Below are 14,346 nucleotides of genomic sequence, written 5' to 3' on the forward strand. Positions count from 1 at the left end.
ACGCTAGTCACCCACCCACGGCGACGCCACCCAAAGCCGGGGACCTGTGGAGAACCCGGGCGACCCCGTCGCGTTCGGCGGTGCGGGCCACCGCGGCCGCCACCGCCGGGGCCACCCGCGGGTCCAGCGCCGATGGCACGATCAGGTCAGGGCGCAGCTCGCCGGCCACGATGTCGGCGATGGCCTCGGCCGCGGCCACTTTCATCCGGCCGGTGATCGTGGTGGCTCGCGCGTCCAGGGCACCGCGGAAGATGCCCGGGAAGGCGAGCACGTTGTTGATCTGGTTGGGAAAGTCGCTGCGCCCGGTGGCCACGATGTCGGCATATTTGTGCGCGATCGCCGGGTCCACCTCAGGGGTCGGGTTGGCAAGCGCGAAAATCACCGCGTGCGGGGCCATGCCGGCCAGCGCGCTCTCGGCGACCGTGCCGCCGGAGACCCCGATGAGCACGTCCGCGCCGATCAAGGCCTCTTGGATCTTTCCGGTACGACCGGAGTAGTTGGTCTGCGCCGCCAGCGCCGCCTTCACCGGGCTCAACCCGGGCCGCTCGGCCGCGATGATGCCCTGGGAGTCACAGACGATGATGTTGGCCCCGTGCACCCCGGCGGCGATCAGCGTCTCGGTGATCGCCACGCCGGCCGCCCCCGCCCCGCTGACCACCACGCGCAGATCGGCGAACCGGCGGTCGAGCAGGGTCACCGCGTTGCGCAGGGCAGCGAGCACCACGATGGCCGTACCGTGTTGATCGTCGTGGAAGACCGGGATGTCCAGGGCGTCGTCGAGCCGGCGTTCGATCTCGAAGCACCGCGGCGCGCTGATGTCCTCCAAGTTGATGCCGCCGAACGACGGTCCGAGCGCCTTGACCACCGCGATGATGCCCTCGACATCCTGGGTGTCCAGGCAGATCGGCACCGCGTCAACGCCCCCGAACTGCTTGAACAGCACCGCCTTGCCCTCCATCACCGGCATCGCCGCCCGGGGGCCGATGTTGCCCAGACCGAGCACGGCCGAGCCGTCGGTGACCACCGCCACGGCGTTGCCGGTCCAGGTGTAGTCATGGGCCAGGCCGGGCGCTTCGGCGATCGCGGTGCAGACCCGGGCGACGCCGGGCGTGTACGCCAGCGACAGGTCATCGCGGCTGGCCAGCGGCACGGTCGGGACGATCGCCATCTTGCCGCGCTGGTGCCGCTCGAACACCGGGTCGGCGGCCAGGGCGGGGTCGAGCTCAAAACTGAAGAAGGACACGGGGACTCCAGACACGCATCGGACCATTCGGTGTGCCAGCCGGACCCTGGTGCGCGAGTCTGCGCGGGACGGACGGCGTGCGATGCGGGGGTCACCCGGGACATCAACCGCAAGACTTCGGTGTGCTGCGGTCCTCGGACCCTAACCCAGCCGCCCGGGGCGGGGCCAGTAACGAAACACCACACGTCCGAGGATGTCGGCCACCCCGAAGGCCCGGGAGTCGTCGGTGACGAACTCGTTGTCCCCTTGCACCCACCAGCCGTTGTCCTGGGCGCGTATCGCGCGTTTCACAACCAGCAGATCGGGCCGGGAACGGAAGGCGGCGACCACGACGTCCCCCTCCCGGATGTGCCGGGTCCGCCACACGACCAGGGCATCTCCGGTACGAAGGGCAGGCGCCATGGACGGCCCCTGCACCAGAACCGCGAACAGCGGTAGTTGCAACCTCATGGCATCAATCCCGGCGTGCGTGTGCGTACAGATGTAAGGGGTAGTGTCGTTGTCGGATCATCGCTACTCATGGAGGGGTCCTGATGCGACTTCCGCGTATCTTCACGCCGCGCACTGTGGTCAGCGCGCACTGCGACCTGCCGTGCGGGGTTTACGACCCGGCGCAGGCCCGCATCGAGGCGGAGTCGGTGAAGGCCATCGCCGAGAAGTTCCAGGCGAACACCGACCCCGAGTTCCGCACCCGCGCCATCCTGATCAAGGAACAGCGCGCCGAGCTGGTCAAGCACCACCTGTGGGTGCTCTGGACGGACTACTTCAAGGCTCCGCACTTCGAGAAGTACCCGCAGCTCAACCAGCTCTTCAACGAGGCCACCAAGCTGGCCGGGGCGTCCGGCGCCAAGGGTTCGATGGACCCGGCCGTCGGCGACCAGTTGCTCGGCAAGATCGAGGAGATCTCCAAGATCTTCTGGGAGACCAAGCAGGCCTGACCCACCCCGCATCCGGCCGGTACGCCCCCTCGGCGTACCGGCCGTTGCTCTGCGTGCCGGCAGCCGGGGCCACGGAGACCGGGTCGCAAAGACGGCCCGCAGCGGCGGGGACGGGCTGGCGGGCGGCTCTATCGGCTGACCGCTTTCGCTATCGGCCGACTCGGCGAGCGGAGTTCACCGGTCAGACGATAGAGTTTCGGCCATCGGGAGGGTGGGGTCGTGACTCAGCTGGAGACAACGCATCCGGAGCCGGCGTTCGGTGACGACGTCGTGCTGCTCACGGTGCCCGCCGACGGTGGCTATCTCGGCGTGCTCCGCACCGCAACCGCGGGCCTTGCCGCGCGGTTGCATTTCGCGCTGGACGAGATCGAGGATCTTCGGATCGCCGTCGACGAGGCGTGCGCGATGCTGCTCGCGATCGCCACCCGCGACGCCGAGCTGGAGTGCCGGTTCACGGTCACCGAGGACGCGCTCACCGTCGAGGTGACCGTGTCGACCGTCAAGGGCGCCAAGCTGCCGTCCGAGTCGTCGTTCGCGTGGAAGGTGCTCACCGCGCTGACCACCTCCGCCGAGGCGGAGGCGACCGGTCGTTACGCGACGATCAGGCTGCTGACCCGGCGCACCGAGTTCTAGGACACCTACACCGCGTTCGCAGACGCGATGTAGTCCAGGTGCCGGCGGCTTGCCACCAGCGCCTGCTCGGCATCGCGGTTACGGATGCAGGTCAGCATCTCGCGGTGGTCGGCGTCGATGCGCGTCCAATAGCCGGCCGGCAGCGCCTCGACCACCTCCTCGCCGTACGTCACCGTGTAGAGCGGCCGCGTGACCAGCTCGAACAGCGGGTTGCCGGTGGCCGACGCCATGATCGAGTGGAACGCGGCGTGCGCGTGCATCATCGTGGACAGCTCGTCCAGATGCGGGTCGAACAGCGCTCCCCGCAGCTCGATGAGATGGCTGTCGGAGCGGTGTTCGGCGGCCAGCCCGGCGGCTGGCACCTCCAGCGCCCGGCGCAGTTGCAGCAGATCGGCGAACCCGACCTCGGCCGAGTTGGTGAGCAGCGTCAAGCCGGTGGACAGCGCCTCGGAAAGCTGCTCGGCGTCGGGATGGGCGACGAAGCTGCCGCCGGTGACGCCCCGGGTTGTGACGATCAGGTGCTGGCTGGCGAGCAGGCGCAGCGCCTCGCGTACCGTGCTGCGGCTGACTCCGGTGCGAACGCAAAGCTCCGGTTCGGGTGGCAGCCGTTCCCCCGGCTGCAACCGGCCTGATGTGATTTCGGCGCGAAGCTCGTCCGCGAGTAGTTGGTAAGCCGGCGGACGAACCGTCGATCCGGTCACTACTCTCACCCCCTTGTGATCCGCCCCTCAGGGTAGGCCCTTCACCGCTGCTGGGAAGGGCTGTCGGTGGACAGACCCAGAGCACGAGTAGTGGCCGGCAGCAAACAGAGCAACGCGGTCCCCGCAGCGACAGCCATCATCAGCCCACCCAGCCACCGCGGTCCCACGCTGAGCAGGAACCCGCCGGTGGCGATGAGGAACAGCTGGATGACCACGGCCGGCCCACGAGCTCGGGCGGAGTGACGCCCGAGGACCCGGGCCACGAAGAAAATTGCCAGACACCCGAGCAGGGCCAGAACCGTGAGCGAGATCGCAACGCCGAGATCGTGGGCGTCGGTCAGATCGAGGACTATCAGGTACGTCGTGAGCGCGGCCAGCGCCGCAGCCTGCACGTACAACAGGCGTACCGCCCATAGCAAAGTCCAGGGAGTAGCACAATCCGCAGGGGTCACCGCTGTACGATACCGGCCCGCTTCAGCGGCACCTGCCAGGTACAGTGCCGCTCATGCGAGCGCTTCTGGTGGTGAATCCCAAGGCCACCACGACGACCGAGCGGAGCCGGGACGTCCTCGTCCGGGCCTTGGGCAGCCAGATGGATCTGCAGGTGGAGTACACCCGCAAGCGCGGTCATGCCGCGACGCTCGCCGGTGAGGCCGCCGAAAGCGGGGTCGACGTGGTCGTCTCGCTGGGCGGTGACGGCACGGTCAACGAGGTCGTCAACGGGTTGATGACCGCTGCCGAGCAGGGCCTGGCGACACCCGGCATCTCGCCCGCGTTCCGGCTGCCCGCGCTCGCGGTGGTCCCCGGCGGTTCGACGAATGTCTTCGCCCGCGCGCTGGGCCTGCCCCGCGACTGGGTGGAGGGCACCGGCGTGATCCTGGACGGCCTGCGGTCGGGGCGGCACCGGGTGATCGGCCTGGGCCGGGCCGACGACCGCTACTTCACCTTCACCGCGGGGCTGGGGCTCGACGCCGCCGTGACCCGCCGGGTCGAGCAGGCGCGGTTGCGGGGCCACACGTCGACGCCGGCGCTCTACATGCGCTCGCTCATCGGGCAGGTTCTTTCCGGTGAGGATCGCAAAGCGCCACCGTTATCGATTGAAAGGCCGGGCGAAGAACCGGAAAGCGGTTTGGGCACCGTCATCATTCAAAACACTGCCCCGTGGACCTATGTCGGAGAGCGGCCGATCAACCCCAACCCGCAGGCCTCGTTCGACAGGGGACTTGACGTCCTGGCGGTCCGAAGCCTAGGCGTGGCTACCACAACACGGACAGTGACGCAGATGAGCCTTCGCAACGCCGATCCACATGGGCGCAACGTGCTGCGCCTGCAAGATCAGGACGAGTTCACCGTCGTGGCCGCGCGTCCGCAGGCGTTCCAACTCGACGGGGACTACCTGGGTGAACGGCAGAAGGTGCACTTTCTGTCCGTCCCCGAAGCTCTACGTGTGATCTGCTGAGCACTGGGTACGCCGAACGGATGCGTCCTCACGATCCGTTACAGAAACACGGGCAAAAGCTCGGCAGAACGGCCAGTACCGTACTACATTGATGGGAGCGTTCATCCGCCGGTCCCGGGAACTACCCCCGAAACCGGACAAAGGGTTCGTGAGCTAGCTCACCCGCTCGGAGAAAGTCCGAGCGCTACCCTTGACATCGCGGGAGTTCGTGAAAGCATTCACAAGCGATATGAAGTAACCGGATGCCACTCGCTTGCGTTCATTATCCAGAAGCAAATGAACGGCATCACAGAAAAAGCTTGCTCACGCACCGGTGATCCAGCCAATGCGCCTCGTAGGCAGCTCGGCGGGCCACTGTGCGGATGCAGATAGAAGTAAGTAAGTAGTAGGTAAGCAGTAAGTCAGCACCATTTCGTTCATCTCATTCGAACAAGGAGTGTTGCCGCCATGGACTGGCGCCACGATGCGATCTGCCGCGACGAGGACCCGGAGCTGTTCTTCCCGATCGGGACGTCCGGCCCCGCGCTCCTGCAGGTCGAGCAGGCCAAGGCCGTGTGCCGGCGGTGCCCCGTGACCGAGTCCTGCCTGCAGTGGGCACTCGAGTCCGGTCAGGACGCCGGCGTATGGGGCGGTATGAGCGAGGACGAGCGTCGCGCGGTCAAGCGCCGCGGCGGTCTCCGGATCACCGCTTCCACCGTCTGAACCGTTTCTTCCCTCCCCAGCATTCACGCCCCGGGCCCATGTCGGCGCCGGGGCGTCGTGCTGTCCAGAGCCAAAAGCGTTAACCGGTGACCACGGTCCGCAATGGTAAATAACGAGCCGGTCAAAAGAGATCGCAGATCTTCGCGAAATGATCTCGAAATCATCGCAAACGTTGACACCATTAGCATCCATCTGCCCACTCTCCGTTGTGGACAGAAAGAAGCACTCAAAGTGCAACTCGCAATCATGCACTAAGGCCGCCCCAAGCGCAGCCTTTGCCCGATAAAGCACACGATCCTGCTTCTTCTACAACGACAAGCCCGCCGCAACGTTGTCCACCGTGAACGGCACTTACGTCGTCTTCGACGGCACGGTCCTGCGCGGCCGCCCGGCACAGTCGAAGACAGCCACCGGTTTCTGTTCGCCGGCCCGCTGAGGGGTTCCACGATCGCCAGCGGCGGCCACCCCGCCGCATGCGCGTGTCGAACGCGGCCCCGGCACGCTGGCTGCGCAGGGCGGCTGGGTGATAGCGCCCCGCGAGCTGTCCGCGCGGATAGAGGTCAGGCTGCGTACACCGGGGTCCGGCGAACGGCCGTAGTGACGCGTGCGCCGACCAGCGCGGCCACAGCGGGAGTGTCGGTGAGGGGTTGGCCAACCAGCTGCACACCGGCCTCCTGCGCCGACGCGAGCGTCGCGTCCCACAACAGCCCGGGCGCCAAGAAGTACGACACGAGCCCGATCCGCGAGTGCCCGGCCGCCTGCAGCTCGCGCACGGCGTCACCCGAAAGTGGCGGCGCCGCCGACGCATAAGCCACCCGGCACGGCAGACCAACCCGCGCCCCCAGCGCCGCCGCGGTCTCGGCCACGGTCTGGCGCGCGGCCGCATCCCGGGTCCCGGCGGCCGCCAGCACCAGCGCGTCCAGCCCTGAGACATCCCCAAGCCGAGCCAGCAGCCCGTCCAGCAGCAGAGCCGGAACCTCGCCGTTTACCGGGCCGAGGACATCAGCAAGTTCCACATCCAGCGGTACGCCCGCAGCCCGCGCCGCGCTGATCTCCCCCGGCACATCCACTCGTCCGTGGTAGGCCGAGGTCAGCAGCAGCGGCACCATGATGGCCCTGCGGTGCCCGTCCTCCGCGAACGAAGCGAGCACCTCCCGCGGCCTCGGCACGCTGTGATCGAGATAGGACGCGCGAACATCCCAGCTCGGGTTTTCCGCCGCTACCGCGCGGGCCAGCGCCTCGGTCGCCCGGGCCGCCCGTGGATCACGGCTGCCGTGGGCGACGAGCACCACCCCTAAACGTGCAGGCCGCATTCGGTCTTCTCGAACATCGCCCAGCGCCCGGCGCGGGGGTCCTCGCCGGCCTTGGTGCGCCGGGTGCACGGCCAGCAGCCAATCGAGCCGTAGCCCTTCTTGAACAGCTCGTTCACCGGCACGTTCCACCGGGCGATGTAGCTGTCCACGTCGCTCTGCGTCCAGGCCGCGATCGGGTTGACCTTGACCTTGCCCTTCTTCGGATCGAAGGCCACGACCGGGGTGTTGGCCCGGGTCGGCGACTCGTCGCGGCGCAGACCGGTGGCCCAGGAGTCGTAGTCGGACAGCGCTCGCTCCAGCGGCTCGACCTTGCGCAGGAAGCAGCACTCGTCGGGGCTGCGGGCGAACAGCCGCGGGCCGAACTCGCCGTCCTGCTGGCCGACGGTCTTGCGCGGGCGGATGGAGCGGACGTTGACGTTCATGGTCTGGGCGACGATGTCGCGGACCCGCAGCGTCTCCGGGAAGTGCAGGCCGGTGTCGAGGAACACGACGTCCACCCCGGGCGCCACCCGCGAGAAGACGTGGGCGACCACGGCGTCGGCCATCGAGCTGGTCACACAGAACCGCTCGCCGAACGTCGTCGCAGCCCAGCGGGCTATCTCCTCGGCCGGCGCGTCCTTGAGCAGGGCTGCGCCCCCGGCGGCGAGGGCTTCGAGTTCGGCGCGCGAGCGACGGCCCGTCTGAGCCGGCTGGGAGAACCCCAGGTTCACCAAGCCGAGATTGGATGCGGCCACCACAGTCATCGGTTCACTCCCTTGGACAGCAACCCGTTGAACTTGACGGTGAAGACGCGGGTGCACGCGTGGCACTCCCACGCCCCATGCGAGGCCTCGTTGGGATAGAGGTCCTCTTCGCCGCAGTAGGGGCAGTACAGCGGGGTACTTCTGGCGTCACTCATTTGAGTAGCGCCTCGTCAGCCCGGACGACCCAGTCGGCAAAGCTCTCACCGGCTGTGCGCCCCTCCAGGTAGTGACGGGCGAGCCTCTCGACGTACTCGGGAAGCTCCTCCGCGGTGGCCTTGAGGCCCCGCAGCTTGCGACCGAAACCGGCCGTCTGACCCTGCGCCATGCCCAAGCCGCCACCGAGGTGGACCTGGAAACCCTCGACCTGCTCGCCGTGGGCGTTGAGCACCAGCTGGCCCTTGAGCCCGATGTCGGCGACCTGGGTGCGGGCGCAGGCGTTGGGGCAGCCGTTGATGTGGATCGAGATGTCGGCGTCGAAGTCCTTGATGCGCTCCTCGAGCCGGGCCACCAGCTCCTCGCCGCGCGCCTTGGTCTCGACGATGGCCAGCTTGCAGTATTCGATGCCGGTGCAGGCCATCGTGCCGCGCCGCCAGGCCGAGGGCCGGGCCTCCAGCCCGATCGCGCGCAGCCCCTCGACGAACGGTTCGACCTGCTCGTCGGCAATATCAAGAACGAGCAGCTTCTGGTACGGCGTCAGCCGCACCCGGTCCGAGCCGTGCGCCGCCACCAGGTCGGCCAGCAGGCTGAGCTGCTTGCCGGAGGAACGGCCCACGATCGGCGCGGCACCCACGTAGTTGCGGCCGTCGTTCTGCTTGTGCACGCCGATGTGGTCGATGGGCTTGGCCGGAAGGTCGCAGGCGGGTCCGTCGATCAGCGCCCGGCCCAGGTATTCCTTCTCCAGCACCTCGCGGAACCGGGCCACACCCCAGTCGGCGAGCAGGAACTTCAGCCGGGCCCGGTTGCGCAGCCGGCGGTAGCCGTAGTCGCGGAAGATTCCGACCACGCCCTCCCAGACGTCCGGGATGTCCTCCAGCGGCACCCACACGCCCAGCCGTTCGGCCAGCCGCGGATTGGTGGACAGCCCGCCGCCGACCCACAGGTCGAAGCCGGGGCCGTGCTGGGGGTGCACCACGCCGACCAGCGCGATGTCGTTGGTCTCGTGCGGGGTGTCGGCCAGCCAGGAGATCGAGGTCTTGAACTTGCGCGGCAGGTTGGAGTAGCGCGGGTCGCCCACGTAGCGCTCGACGATCGTGTCGATGGCCGGCTGCGGGTCAACCACCTCGTCGGGCGAAACGCCGGCCACCGGGCTGCCGAGCACCACGCGCGGGCAGTCGCCGCAGGCCTCGGTGGTCTCCAGGCCGACCGCTTCGAGCCGGCGCCAGATCTCGGGCATGTCCTCGACCCGGATCCAGTGCAGCTGGATGTTCTGCCGGTCGGTGATGTCGGCGGTGTCGCGGCCGAACTCGGTGGAGATCTCCGCGATGGTGCGCAGTTGCGCGACGGTGAGCGCGCCGCCGTCGATGCGGACGCGCAGCATGAAGTATTCGTCTTCCAGCTCGTGCGGCTCGAGCACGGCCGTACGGCCGCCGTCGATGCCCGCTTTGCGCTGGGTGTAGAGGCCCCACCAGCGGAACCGGCCGCGCAGGTCCTGCGGGTCGATGCCGGCGAACCCGGTGTGGGCGTAGATGTTCTCGATGCGGGCCCGGACGTTGAGCGGGTTGTCGTCCTTCTTGATCCGCTCGTTCGGGTTCAGCGGCTCGCGGTGTCCGAGCGCCCACTGTCCCTCGCCGCGCGCCTTGCGGGGGCGGGCGGCGGGTGCTGCAGGGGTGTTGCTGGGCGCCATGTCGGCGATCCTCCGGAGACTTGTGGGCACGACAAGACGCTCACGGCCAGGGCTCGCGACATCAGTGTCTGGAGGAAGCCGGCGCGTCTCGCGCGCCCGATAGCTAGTCGGGCGGCGTCAGGAAGCCGGACACATCGCGCTGCGGACACGCCCGTAATCCACGTGGCGACGTGCCACGAAGCGGCGGTCAACTGCAGCGGTCATGCCGGTAAGCCTCTCACGTACGGCCATTCTGGGCCAGTGCGGTCCAGATTTCGGGAGTGTGTCGGGGACCACCCCCTATCCGTGAAGATCGACACCTGGTCCGTGCAGATCGACTTGCCGGCGGTGCGGGCTGGGATCCGGGTGACATACTGCGCGACGTGCGAATGCTGGCCCGCGTCCTGTGCTGGCTGGTCCCGGCAGTGCTCACCGGGTTCGTGGTGGCGTACCAGGCGGCGGTGCCGGAGCCGTGGCGTGACGAAATCGCCACGTGGAGCGCGGCGCGACGCTCGGCCGGCGAGATCCTGGCCATGGGGCAGCACATCGACGGCGTCACCGTGCCGTACTACTTGCTCGCGCACTGGTCGATGGCGGTGTTCGGGAACTCGATGCTGGCGCTGCGCATCCCCTCCATGGCGGCGATGACCGCTACCGCGGCGGTGACCGCGCTGCTGGCCCGGCGGCTGTGGGGCGTGCGTCCGGCCTTGCTGGCCGGGCTGATCGTGGCGGTGCTGCCGGTGATCTCCCGGTACGCCCAGGAGGCCCGCGGCTACGCGTTCGCTGCGCTGTTCGCGGTGCTGTCGACGTTGTTGCTGGTCCGGGCGCTGGAGTGGTCGCGATGGGCGCGCTGGGTCTCGTACGCGACAAGCCTGATCCTGCTCGGTCTGTCGCATCAGATCGCGTTGCTCCTGCTGCTCGGGCACCTGGTGACAGTGGTGGCGACGAGCTGGCGGCGGCTGCTCTGGTGGGGGCCGTCGGTGCTGCTCGGGGTGGCCGCGGTGGTCCCGTTCGCGCGGCTCGGGCTGGGTCAGCGCGGCGCCCAGCTGGACTGGCTGTCGGCCGCGAACCCGGCGGATCTGGCCGAGATCGCCGGGACCATCTTCCTCTCCGGGGTGCTCGGCGGGGCAGTCTGCGCGCTGGCCGCCCTGGCGCTGCGCAACCGCGAGTGGTGGGGCGTGCTGATGGTCCTCACCGCGGTGCTGCCGGTGTTCGCCCTGTACGCGATCGACCAGCTCATTACTCCGATGTTCGTCGGCCGCTACCTCATTTTCGTGGTCCCGCTGCTCTGTGCGCTGGCCGGTCGCGGGCTGGCTCTGCTGCGTCTGCCGCTCGGACTCACCGTGGTCGTCGTGCTGGCCCTGATCGGGTTGCCGCTGCAGGCCACGATCCGCCGGACGCACTCGGCGTTCGACTACCGGGCCGCCGCCGACCTGATCCAGCACACCCAGCAGCTCGGCGACGCGATCGTCTACGCACCCCGCGACGGCTGGCAGTTCACCGACCTCGCGATGACCTACTACGCCGGCTCCAACCTGCCGCGCGACGTGCTGCTGCAGGCTGATGAGCTGCGCACCGAGTCGCTGTGGGCGACGGAGTGCCCGGACACCGCGTTGTGCTTCGCGACGGTGGACCGGGTGTGGACGCTCAGCGCCGACAGCCTGGAAACCGGGCGGCGGGCCGGGGTGACGGATCAGCTGAGCCCGCCGGTGCGGGCGATCCTGACGAGCTCGTTCGATCAGCTGATGCAGAGCCGGGTGGAGGGTTTCACGATCGGGCTGTTTGCCCGGCGTCCCGCCGAGCCGGACCCGCAGGAGCCCAGCCCGGCGTACCGGCACTGGGGCCCCGGTCCGACCCAAACCGCTTGTTGCATCGATTAACTCGTCGATTCATGCATAGCCATCGTTTGCTGGGGCATGCGGGCCACCCCATCACGAGAGGATGCAAAATGTTGATGCGACGCCTCGCCGTCTGCACTGCCGTGGCCGGCCTGCTCTTCCTGCCCGGAACGCCGGCCTCGGCTGCGCCGTCCGGCCAGGACAGCACGTACCTGAAGGCAGCCCACCAGTCCAACCTCGCCGAGATCGCGGGTGGCCGGCTCGCCCAGAGCAAGGGCACCGACCAGCAGGTCAAGGATCTGGGCGGACGATTCGTTACCGACCACACCCGGCTCGACAACGCCTTGCAGCAGACCGCCTCGGCCTTGGGAGTCGACCTGCCCGACGCTCCGAACGCACAGCAGCAGGCGCTGGCCACCCGCTACCAGTCGGCTTCGGGCGACGACTTCGATGCCCTGTTCGTCTCCACTCAGATGGATGCGCACATGACAGCCCTGACGCTGGGCCGCACCGAGGTCGCCCGGGGCAGCGACGCCCAGGCCAAGCAGGCCGCCCAGGACGCCGCTCCGGTGATCCAGTCACACCATGACGCCCTGGACGCGGCCGCGCGCGACCTGGGTGTACCGACCGGCGTCAACTCCGGCACCGGTGGTCAGGCCGGCCGCGGTGCGATCAGCACCAGCGCTCTCAGCCTGCTCGCGCTCGGCGCCCTGCTGATCATGTCCGCCGCGGTCCTTCTCCGCCGCCGGTCCGCGCGCGCGTGACCAAGCGCGCTGCGCTGGGGGTGATGTCGCTGGTTGCCGGGCTCTGCTCGGTCGTCGCCGGCATCACCACCCTGCACGCTCCCGGGAGGGCTCCCGCCGACGCGGGGGTTCTCCCGGCCGCCACTTCTCCGGCTTCGCCCGCGGTTCCGTCGGTACCGCCCGCTTCGCGGGTCCCGCGGCTGCCACCGGCTCCGGCGACCATGCCCGTACGCCTGGTAGTTCCGGCGCTCGAAGTCGATGCGCCCGTCGACCCGTCCGGGGTGAGCCGTAACGGCGAGCTCGGCATTCCCGCGGATCCCGCGCGGGTGGGCTGGTGGATCGGATCGGCCCGGCCCGGCGCAGCGCAGGGCACAGTTCTGCTGGCCGGGCATGTCGACACCGCGGCCGACGGCCCGGGAGTGCTGTTCCGCCTCGAGTCGTTGCCGATGGGTTCCCGCGTCCAGGTACGAACCGGCGGCCGGGCGCAGGACTACCGCGTCACCGCCCGGCGCAGCTACGTCAAGCGCCGGCTGCCCGCCGACCTGTTCCGGGCCGGGGGCACACCCCGGCTGGTGCTGATCACTTGCGGCGGCTCCTTCCACGACGGCGCCTACTCGGACAACGTCGTCGTCTACGCCGAACCGCTCCGGTGATCAGCGCTTGGCCAGCGGCACCACCAGCACGGCCTCGGTGCCCCCACCGGCGCGGTTGCGCAGCTCGATGCTGCCGCGCAGCTCGCCGGTGGCCAGCGCACGCACGATCTGCAGGCCCAGCCGCCCGCTGGCCTCAGCCGCGAACTCCGGCGGCAGTCCCTGACCGTTGTCGGCCACGGTGACATGCAGCTGCTTGCGGAAGCGGTGCGCCGAGACGACCACCTCGCCGGTCGGCTCGGGCGGAACCATCGAGAGCGGGGTGTCGTTGTCCTCGGCGGCGGCCGGGAAGCCGTGCTCGACCGCGTTGATCAGCAGCTCGTTGAGGACCATGACCAGCGAGGTGGCGATCTCGGCGGGGAGCACGCCGAAGGTGCCCTCGCGGCGCATCCGGACGGTGATCTCGGTGGCGGCGACCTCGGTGGCGGCGGTCGCGACCCGGTCCACGATGCCGTCGAACTCCACCACCTCGTCGGCGTCGGCGGACATCGACAGGGTTTCGTGCACCAGCGCGATCGAGGCGACCCGCCGTACCGATTCCTGCAGGGCCATCCGAGCTTCGGGGATGTTGACCCGCCGGGCCTGCAGGCGCAGCAGCGCCGCCACCGTCTGCAGGTTGTTCTTGACCCGGTGGTGGATCTCGCGGATCGTCGCGTCCTTGGTCATCAACGCGCGGTCCCGGCGGCGCACCTCGGTCACGTCGCGGACCAGCACCAGCGCACCGATCGGCACCCCGGCCGGCATCAACGGCAGCGCCCGCATCAGCACGGTCGCCCCCCGCGCCTCGATCTCCTTGCGCGGGGGCGCCTCACCCCGCAACGAGGTCAGGATGCGCTCGGCCGCGTCGGTGCCCTCCAACGGGTCGCCGGCCAGCCGGCTGGACAGCACCGACAGATCCTCGCCGACCAGGTGGGCGTTGAAACCCAGCCGCCGATACGCCGACTGCGCGTTCGGGCTGGCATAGGTGATCTTGCCGGAGGCATCCAGCCGGACCAGCCCGTCCCCGACGCGCGGCGCCGACGTGGTCTCGCCGGGGTAGTGCGCGGGCGGGAACGTGCCGTCGGAGACCATCTGCGCCAGGTCGTCGGCGGTGGTCAGGTAGTTGAGTTCGAGCTGGCTGGGCGTGCGGGCGGTGGACAAGTTGGTGTCGCGCCCGATGACGGCGATGATCTCGACGTTCTCGTCGGCGTCGCGCACCCGCACCGGGATGGCTTCGTGGCGAGCCGGGGTGTTGCCGTACCAGACCGGGTCACCCTCGCGCCAGATGCGGCCCTGGGCGTACGCGATGTCCAGGTGCGCCACCTCCGGACCGCTGACGATCTTGCCCACCTGGTCGTCCTGGTAGGCGGTCGCGGCGGTGGTGGGGCGCACCTGGGCAACGCAGAGGTAGGCGCGTGGCTGGCCTGGCTCTCCGCGTACCGGCACCCAGAGCAGCAGATCGGCGAACGACAGGTCGGACAGCAACTGCCATTCGCCGGCGAGCCGGGTCAGGTGGTCGATGCCGGTAAGGCCGAGGCCGGTGTGCTCTTCGGCAAGATCGCGCAGGGTGGACACGTACCAA

At 69.1% G+C, this 14,346-nt stretch carries 16 protein-coding genes; 7 read left to right on the forward strand and 9 right to left on the reverse strand.

Translation table 11 applies throughout. From position 1 onward, the window contains the following. Positions 1–7: 7 nt before the first annotated feature. Positions 8–1,168 carry an NADP-dependent malic enzyme gene (locus TFC3_RS27725; protein ID WP_236718593.1) on the reverse strand — a complete coding sequence of 387 codons (1,161 nt, stop codon included), beginning with the start codon at positions 1,166–1,168 and terminating at the stop codon, positions 8–10. Between the two features lie 216 nt (positions 1,169–1,384). After that, entirely contained in the window at positions 1,385–1,693 is a 309-nt protein-coding gene (locus TFC3_RS27730) for a S26 family signal peptidase (RefSeq protein ID WP_067508012.1), read from the reverse strand. Positions 1,694–1,776: 83 nt separating this feature from the next. On the opposite strand from TFC3_RS27730, the gene sodN reads away from it, so the two are divergent. Together sodN and TFC3_RS27740 are read left to right on the forward strand one after the other, a co-directional pair. Beyond that, positions 1,777–2,181 (forward strand): superoxide dismutase, Ni, encoded by a 405-nt coding sequence (sodN, locus tag TFC3_RS27735; protein WP_067508014.1) that lies wholly within the window; start codon positions 1,777–1,779, stop codon positions 2,179–2,181. A gap of 219 nt (positions 2,182–2,400) precedes the next feature. Further along, positions 2,401–2,814: an ATP-binding protein gene (locus tag TFC3_RS27740; protein WP_067508016.1), complete on the forward strand. Its 414-nt coding sequence runs from the start codon at positions 2,401–2,403 to the stop codon at positions 2,812–2,814. Between the two features lie 5 nt (positions 2,815–2,819). On the opposite strand, the gene TFC3_RS27745 is transcribed toward TFC3_RS27740, so the two are convergent. Then, positions 2,820–3,515: a FadR/GntR family transcriptional regulator gene (locus TFC3_RS27745; RefSeq protein WP_067508018.1), complete on the reverse strand. Its 696-nt coding sequence runs from the start codon at positions 3,513–3,515 to the stop codon at positions 2,820–2,822. A 41-nt stretch (positions 3,516–3,556) separates the two neighbouring features. Continuing rightward, the gene (locus TFC3_RS27750; RefSeq protein ID WP_067508020.1) at positions 3,557–3,967 is read right to left on the reverse strand and encodes a hypothetical protein; all 411 of its coding nucleotides are present in this window, start codon (positions 3,965–3,967) and stop codon (positions 3,557–3,559) included. 53 nt (positions 3,968–4,020) lie between these two features. On the opposite strand from TFC3_RS27750, the gene TFC3_RS27755 reads away from it, so the two are divergent. Next, positions 4,021–4,974 (forward strand): diacylglycerol kinase family protein, encoded by a 954-nt coding sequence (locus TFC3_RS27755; RefSeq protein ID WP_067508022.1) that lies wholly within the window; start codon positions 4,021–4,023, stop codon positions 4,972–4,974. A 447-nt stretch (positions 4,975–5,421) separates the two neighbouring features. Further along, positions 5,422–5,676 (forward strand): WhiB family transcriptional regulator, encoded by a 255-nt coding sequence (locus tag TFC3_RS27760; RefSeq protein ID WP_067508024.1) that lies wholly within the window; start codon positions 5,422–5,424, stop codon positions 5,674–5,676. Between the two features lie 560 nt (positions 5,677–6,236). Here the strand turns inward: TFC3_RS27760 and TFC3_RS27765 are convergent. The 4 genes from TFC3_RS27765 to TFC3_RS27775 are packed head-to-tail and all read right to left on the reverse strand — an operon-like array spanning position 6,237 to position 9,575. After that, positions 6,237–6,989, reverse strand: a complete 753-nt coding sequence (locus TFC3_RS27765) for a sirohydrochlorin chelatase (RefSeq protein ID WP_067508026.1) — start codon at positions 6,987–6,989, stop codon at positions 6,237–6,239. Continuing rightward, on the reverse strand, positions 6,971–7,732 hold the full coding sequence (locus TFC3_RS27770; protein WP_067508028.1) for a phosphoadenylyl-sulfate reductase: 762 nt from the start codon (positions 7,730–7,732) through the stop codon (positions 6,971–6,973). The genes TFC3_RS27765 and TFC3_RS27770 overlap by 19 nt, the downstream gene beginning before the upstream one ends. Then, complete coding sequence (locus tag TFC3_RS38245; RefSeq protein ID WP_161952687.1) at positions 7,729–7,887, reverse strand: IS1 family transposase; 159 nt, start codon at positions 7,885–7,887, stop codon at positions 7,729–7,731. Before TFC3_RS38245 ends, TFC3_RS27770 begins: the two co-directional genes overlap by 4 nt. Further along, positions 7,884–9,575: a nitrite/sulfite reductase gene (locus tag TFC3_RS27775; protein WP_067508030.1), complete on the reverse strand. Its 1,692-nt coding sequence runs from the start codon at positions 9,573–9,575 to the stop codon at positions 7,884–7,886. The genes TFC3_RS38245 and TFC3_RS27775 overlap by 4 nt, the downstream gene beginning before the upstream one ends. Before the next feature lie 368 nt (positions 9,576–9,943). On the opposite strand from TFC3_RS27775, the gene TFC3_RS27780 reads away from it, so the two are divergent. The 3 genes from TFC3_RS27780 (at position 9,944) to TFC3_RS27790 (ending at position 12,788) form a co-directional block, all read left to right on the forward strand. Next, positions 9,944–11,434 (forward strand): glycosyltransferase family 39 protein, encoded by a 1,491-nt coding sequence (locus TFC3_RS27780; RefSeq protein WP_067508031.1) that lies wholly within the window; start codon positions 9,944–9,946, stop codon positions 11,432–11,434. A gap of 68 nt (positions 11,435–11,502) precedes the next feature. Next, positions 11,503–12,156, forward strand: coding sequence for a DUF4142 domain-containing protein (locus TFC3_RS27785; RefSeq protein ID WP_067508034.1), 654 nt, complete (start codon positions 11,503–11,505; stop codon positions 12,154–12,156). Continuing rightward, positions 12,153–12,788, forward strand: a complete 636-nt coding sequence (locus TFC3_RS27790) for a class F sortase (RefSeq protein WP_153040511.1) — start codon at positions 12,153–12,155, stop codon at positions 12,786–12,788. The genes TFC3_RS27785 and TFC3_RS27790 overlap by 4 nt, the downstream gene beginning before the upstream one ends. Here the strand turns inward: TFC3_RS27790 and TFC3_RS27795 are convergent, their stop codons facing one another. After that, a complete protein-coding gene (locus TFC3_RS27795) occupies positions 12,789–14,339 on the reverse strand; it encodes a sensor histidine kinase (RefSeq protein ID WP_067508039.1) in 1,551 nt (516 codons plus the stop codon). Positions 14,340–14,346 lie beyond the last annotated feature (7 nt).

Origin of the sequence: Actinoplanes sp. TFC3 (assembly GCF_001553785.1) — a bacterium.
In the GTDB taxonomy this organism is placed as follows: domain Bacteria; phylum Actinomycetota; class Actinomycetes; order Mycobacteriales; family Micromonosporaceae; genus Actinoplanes.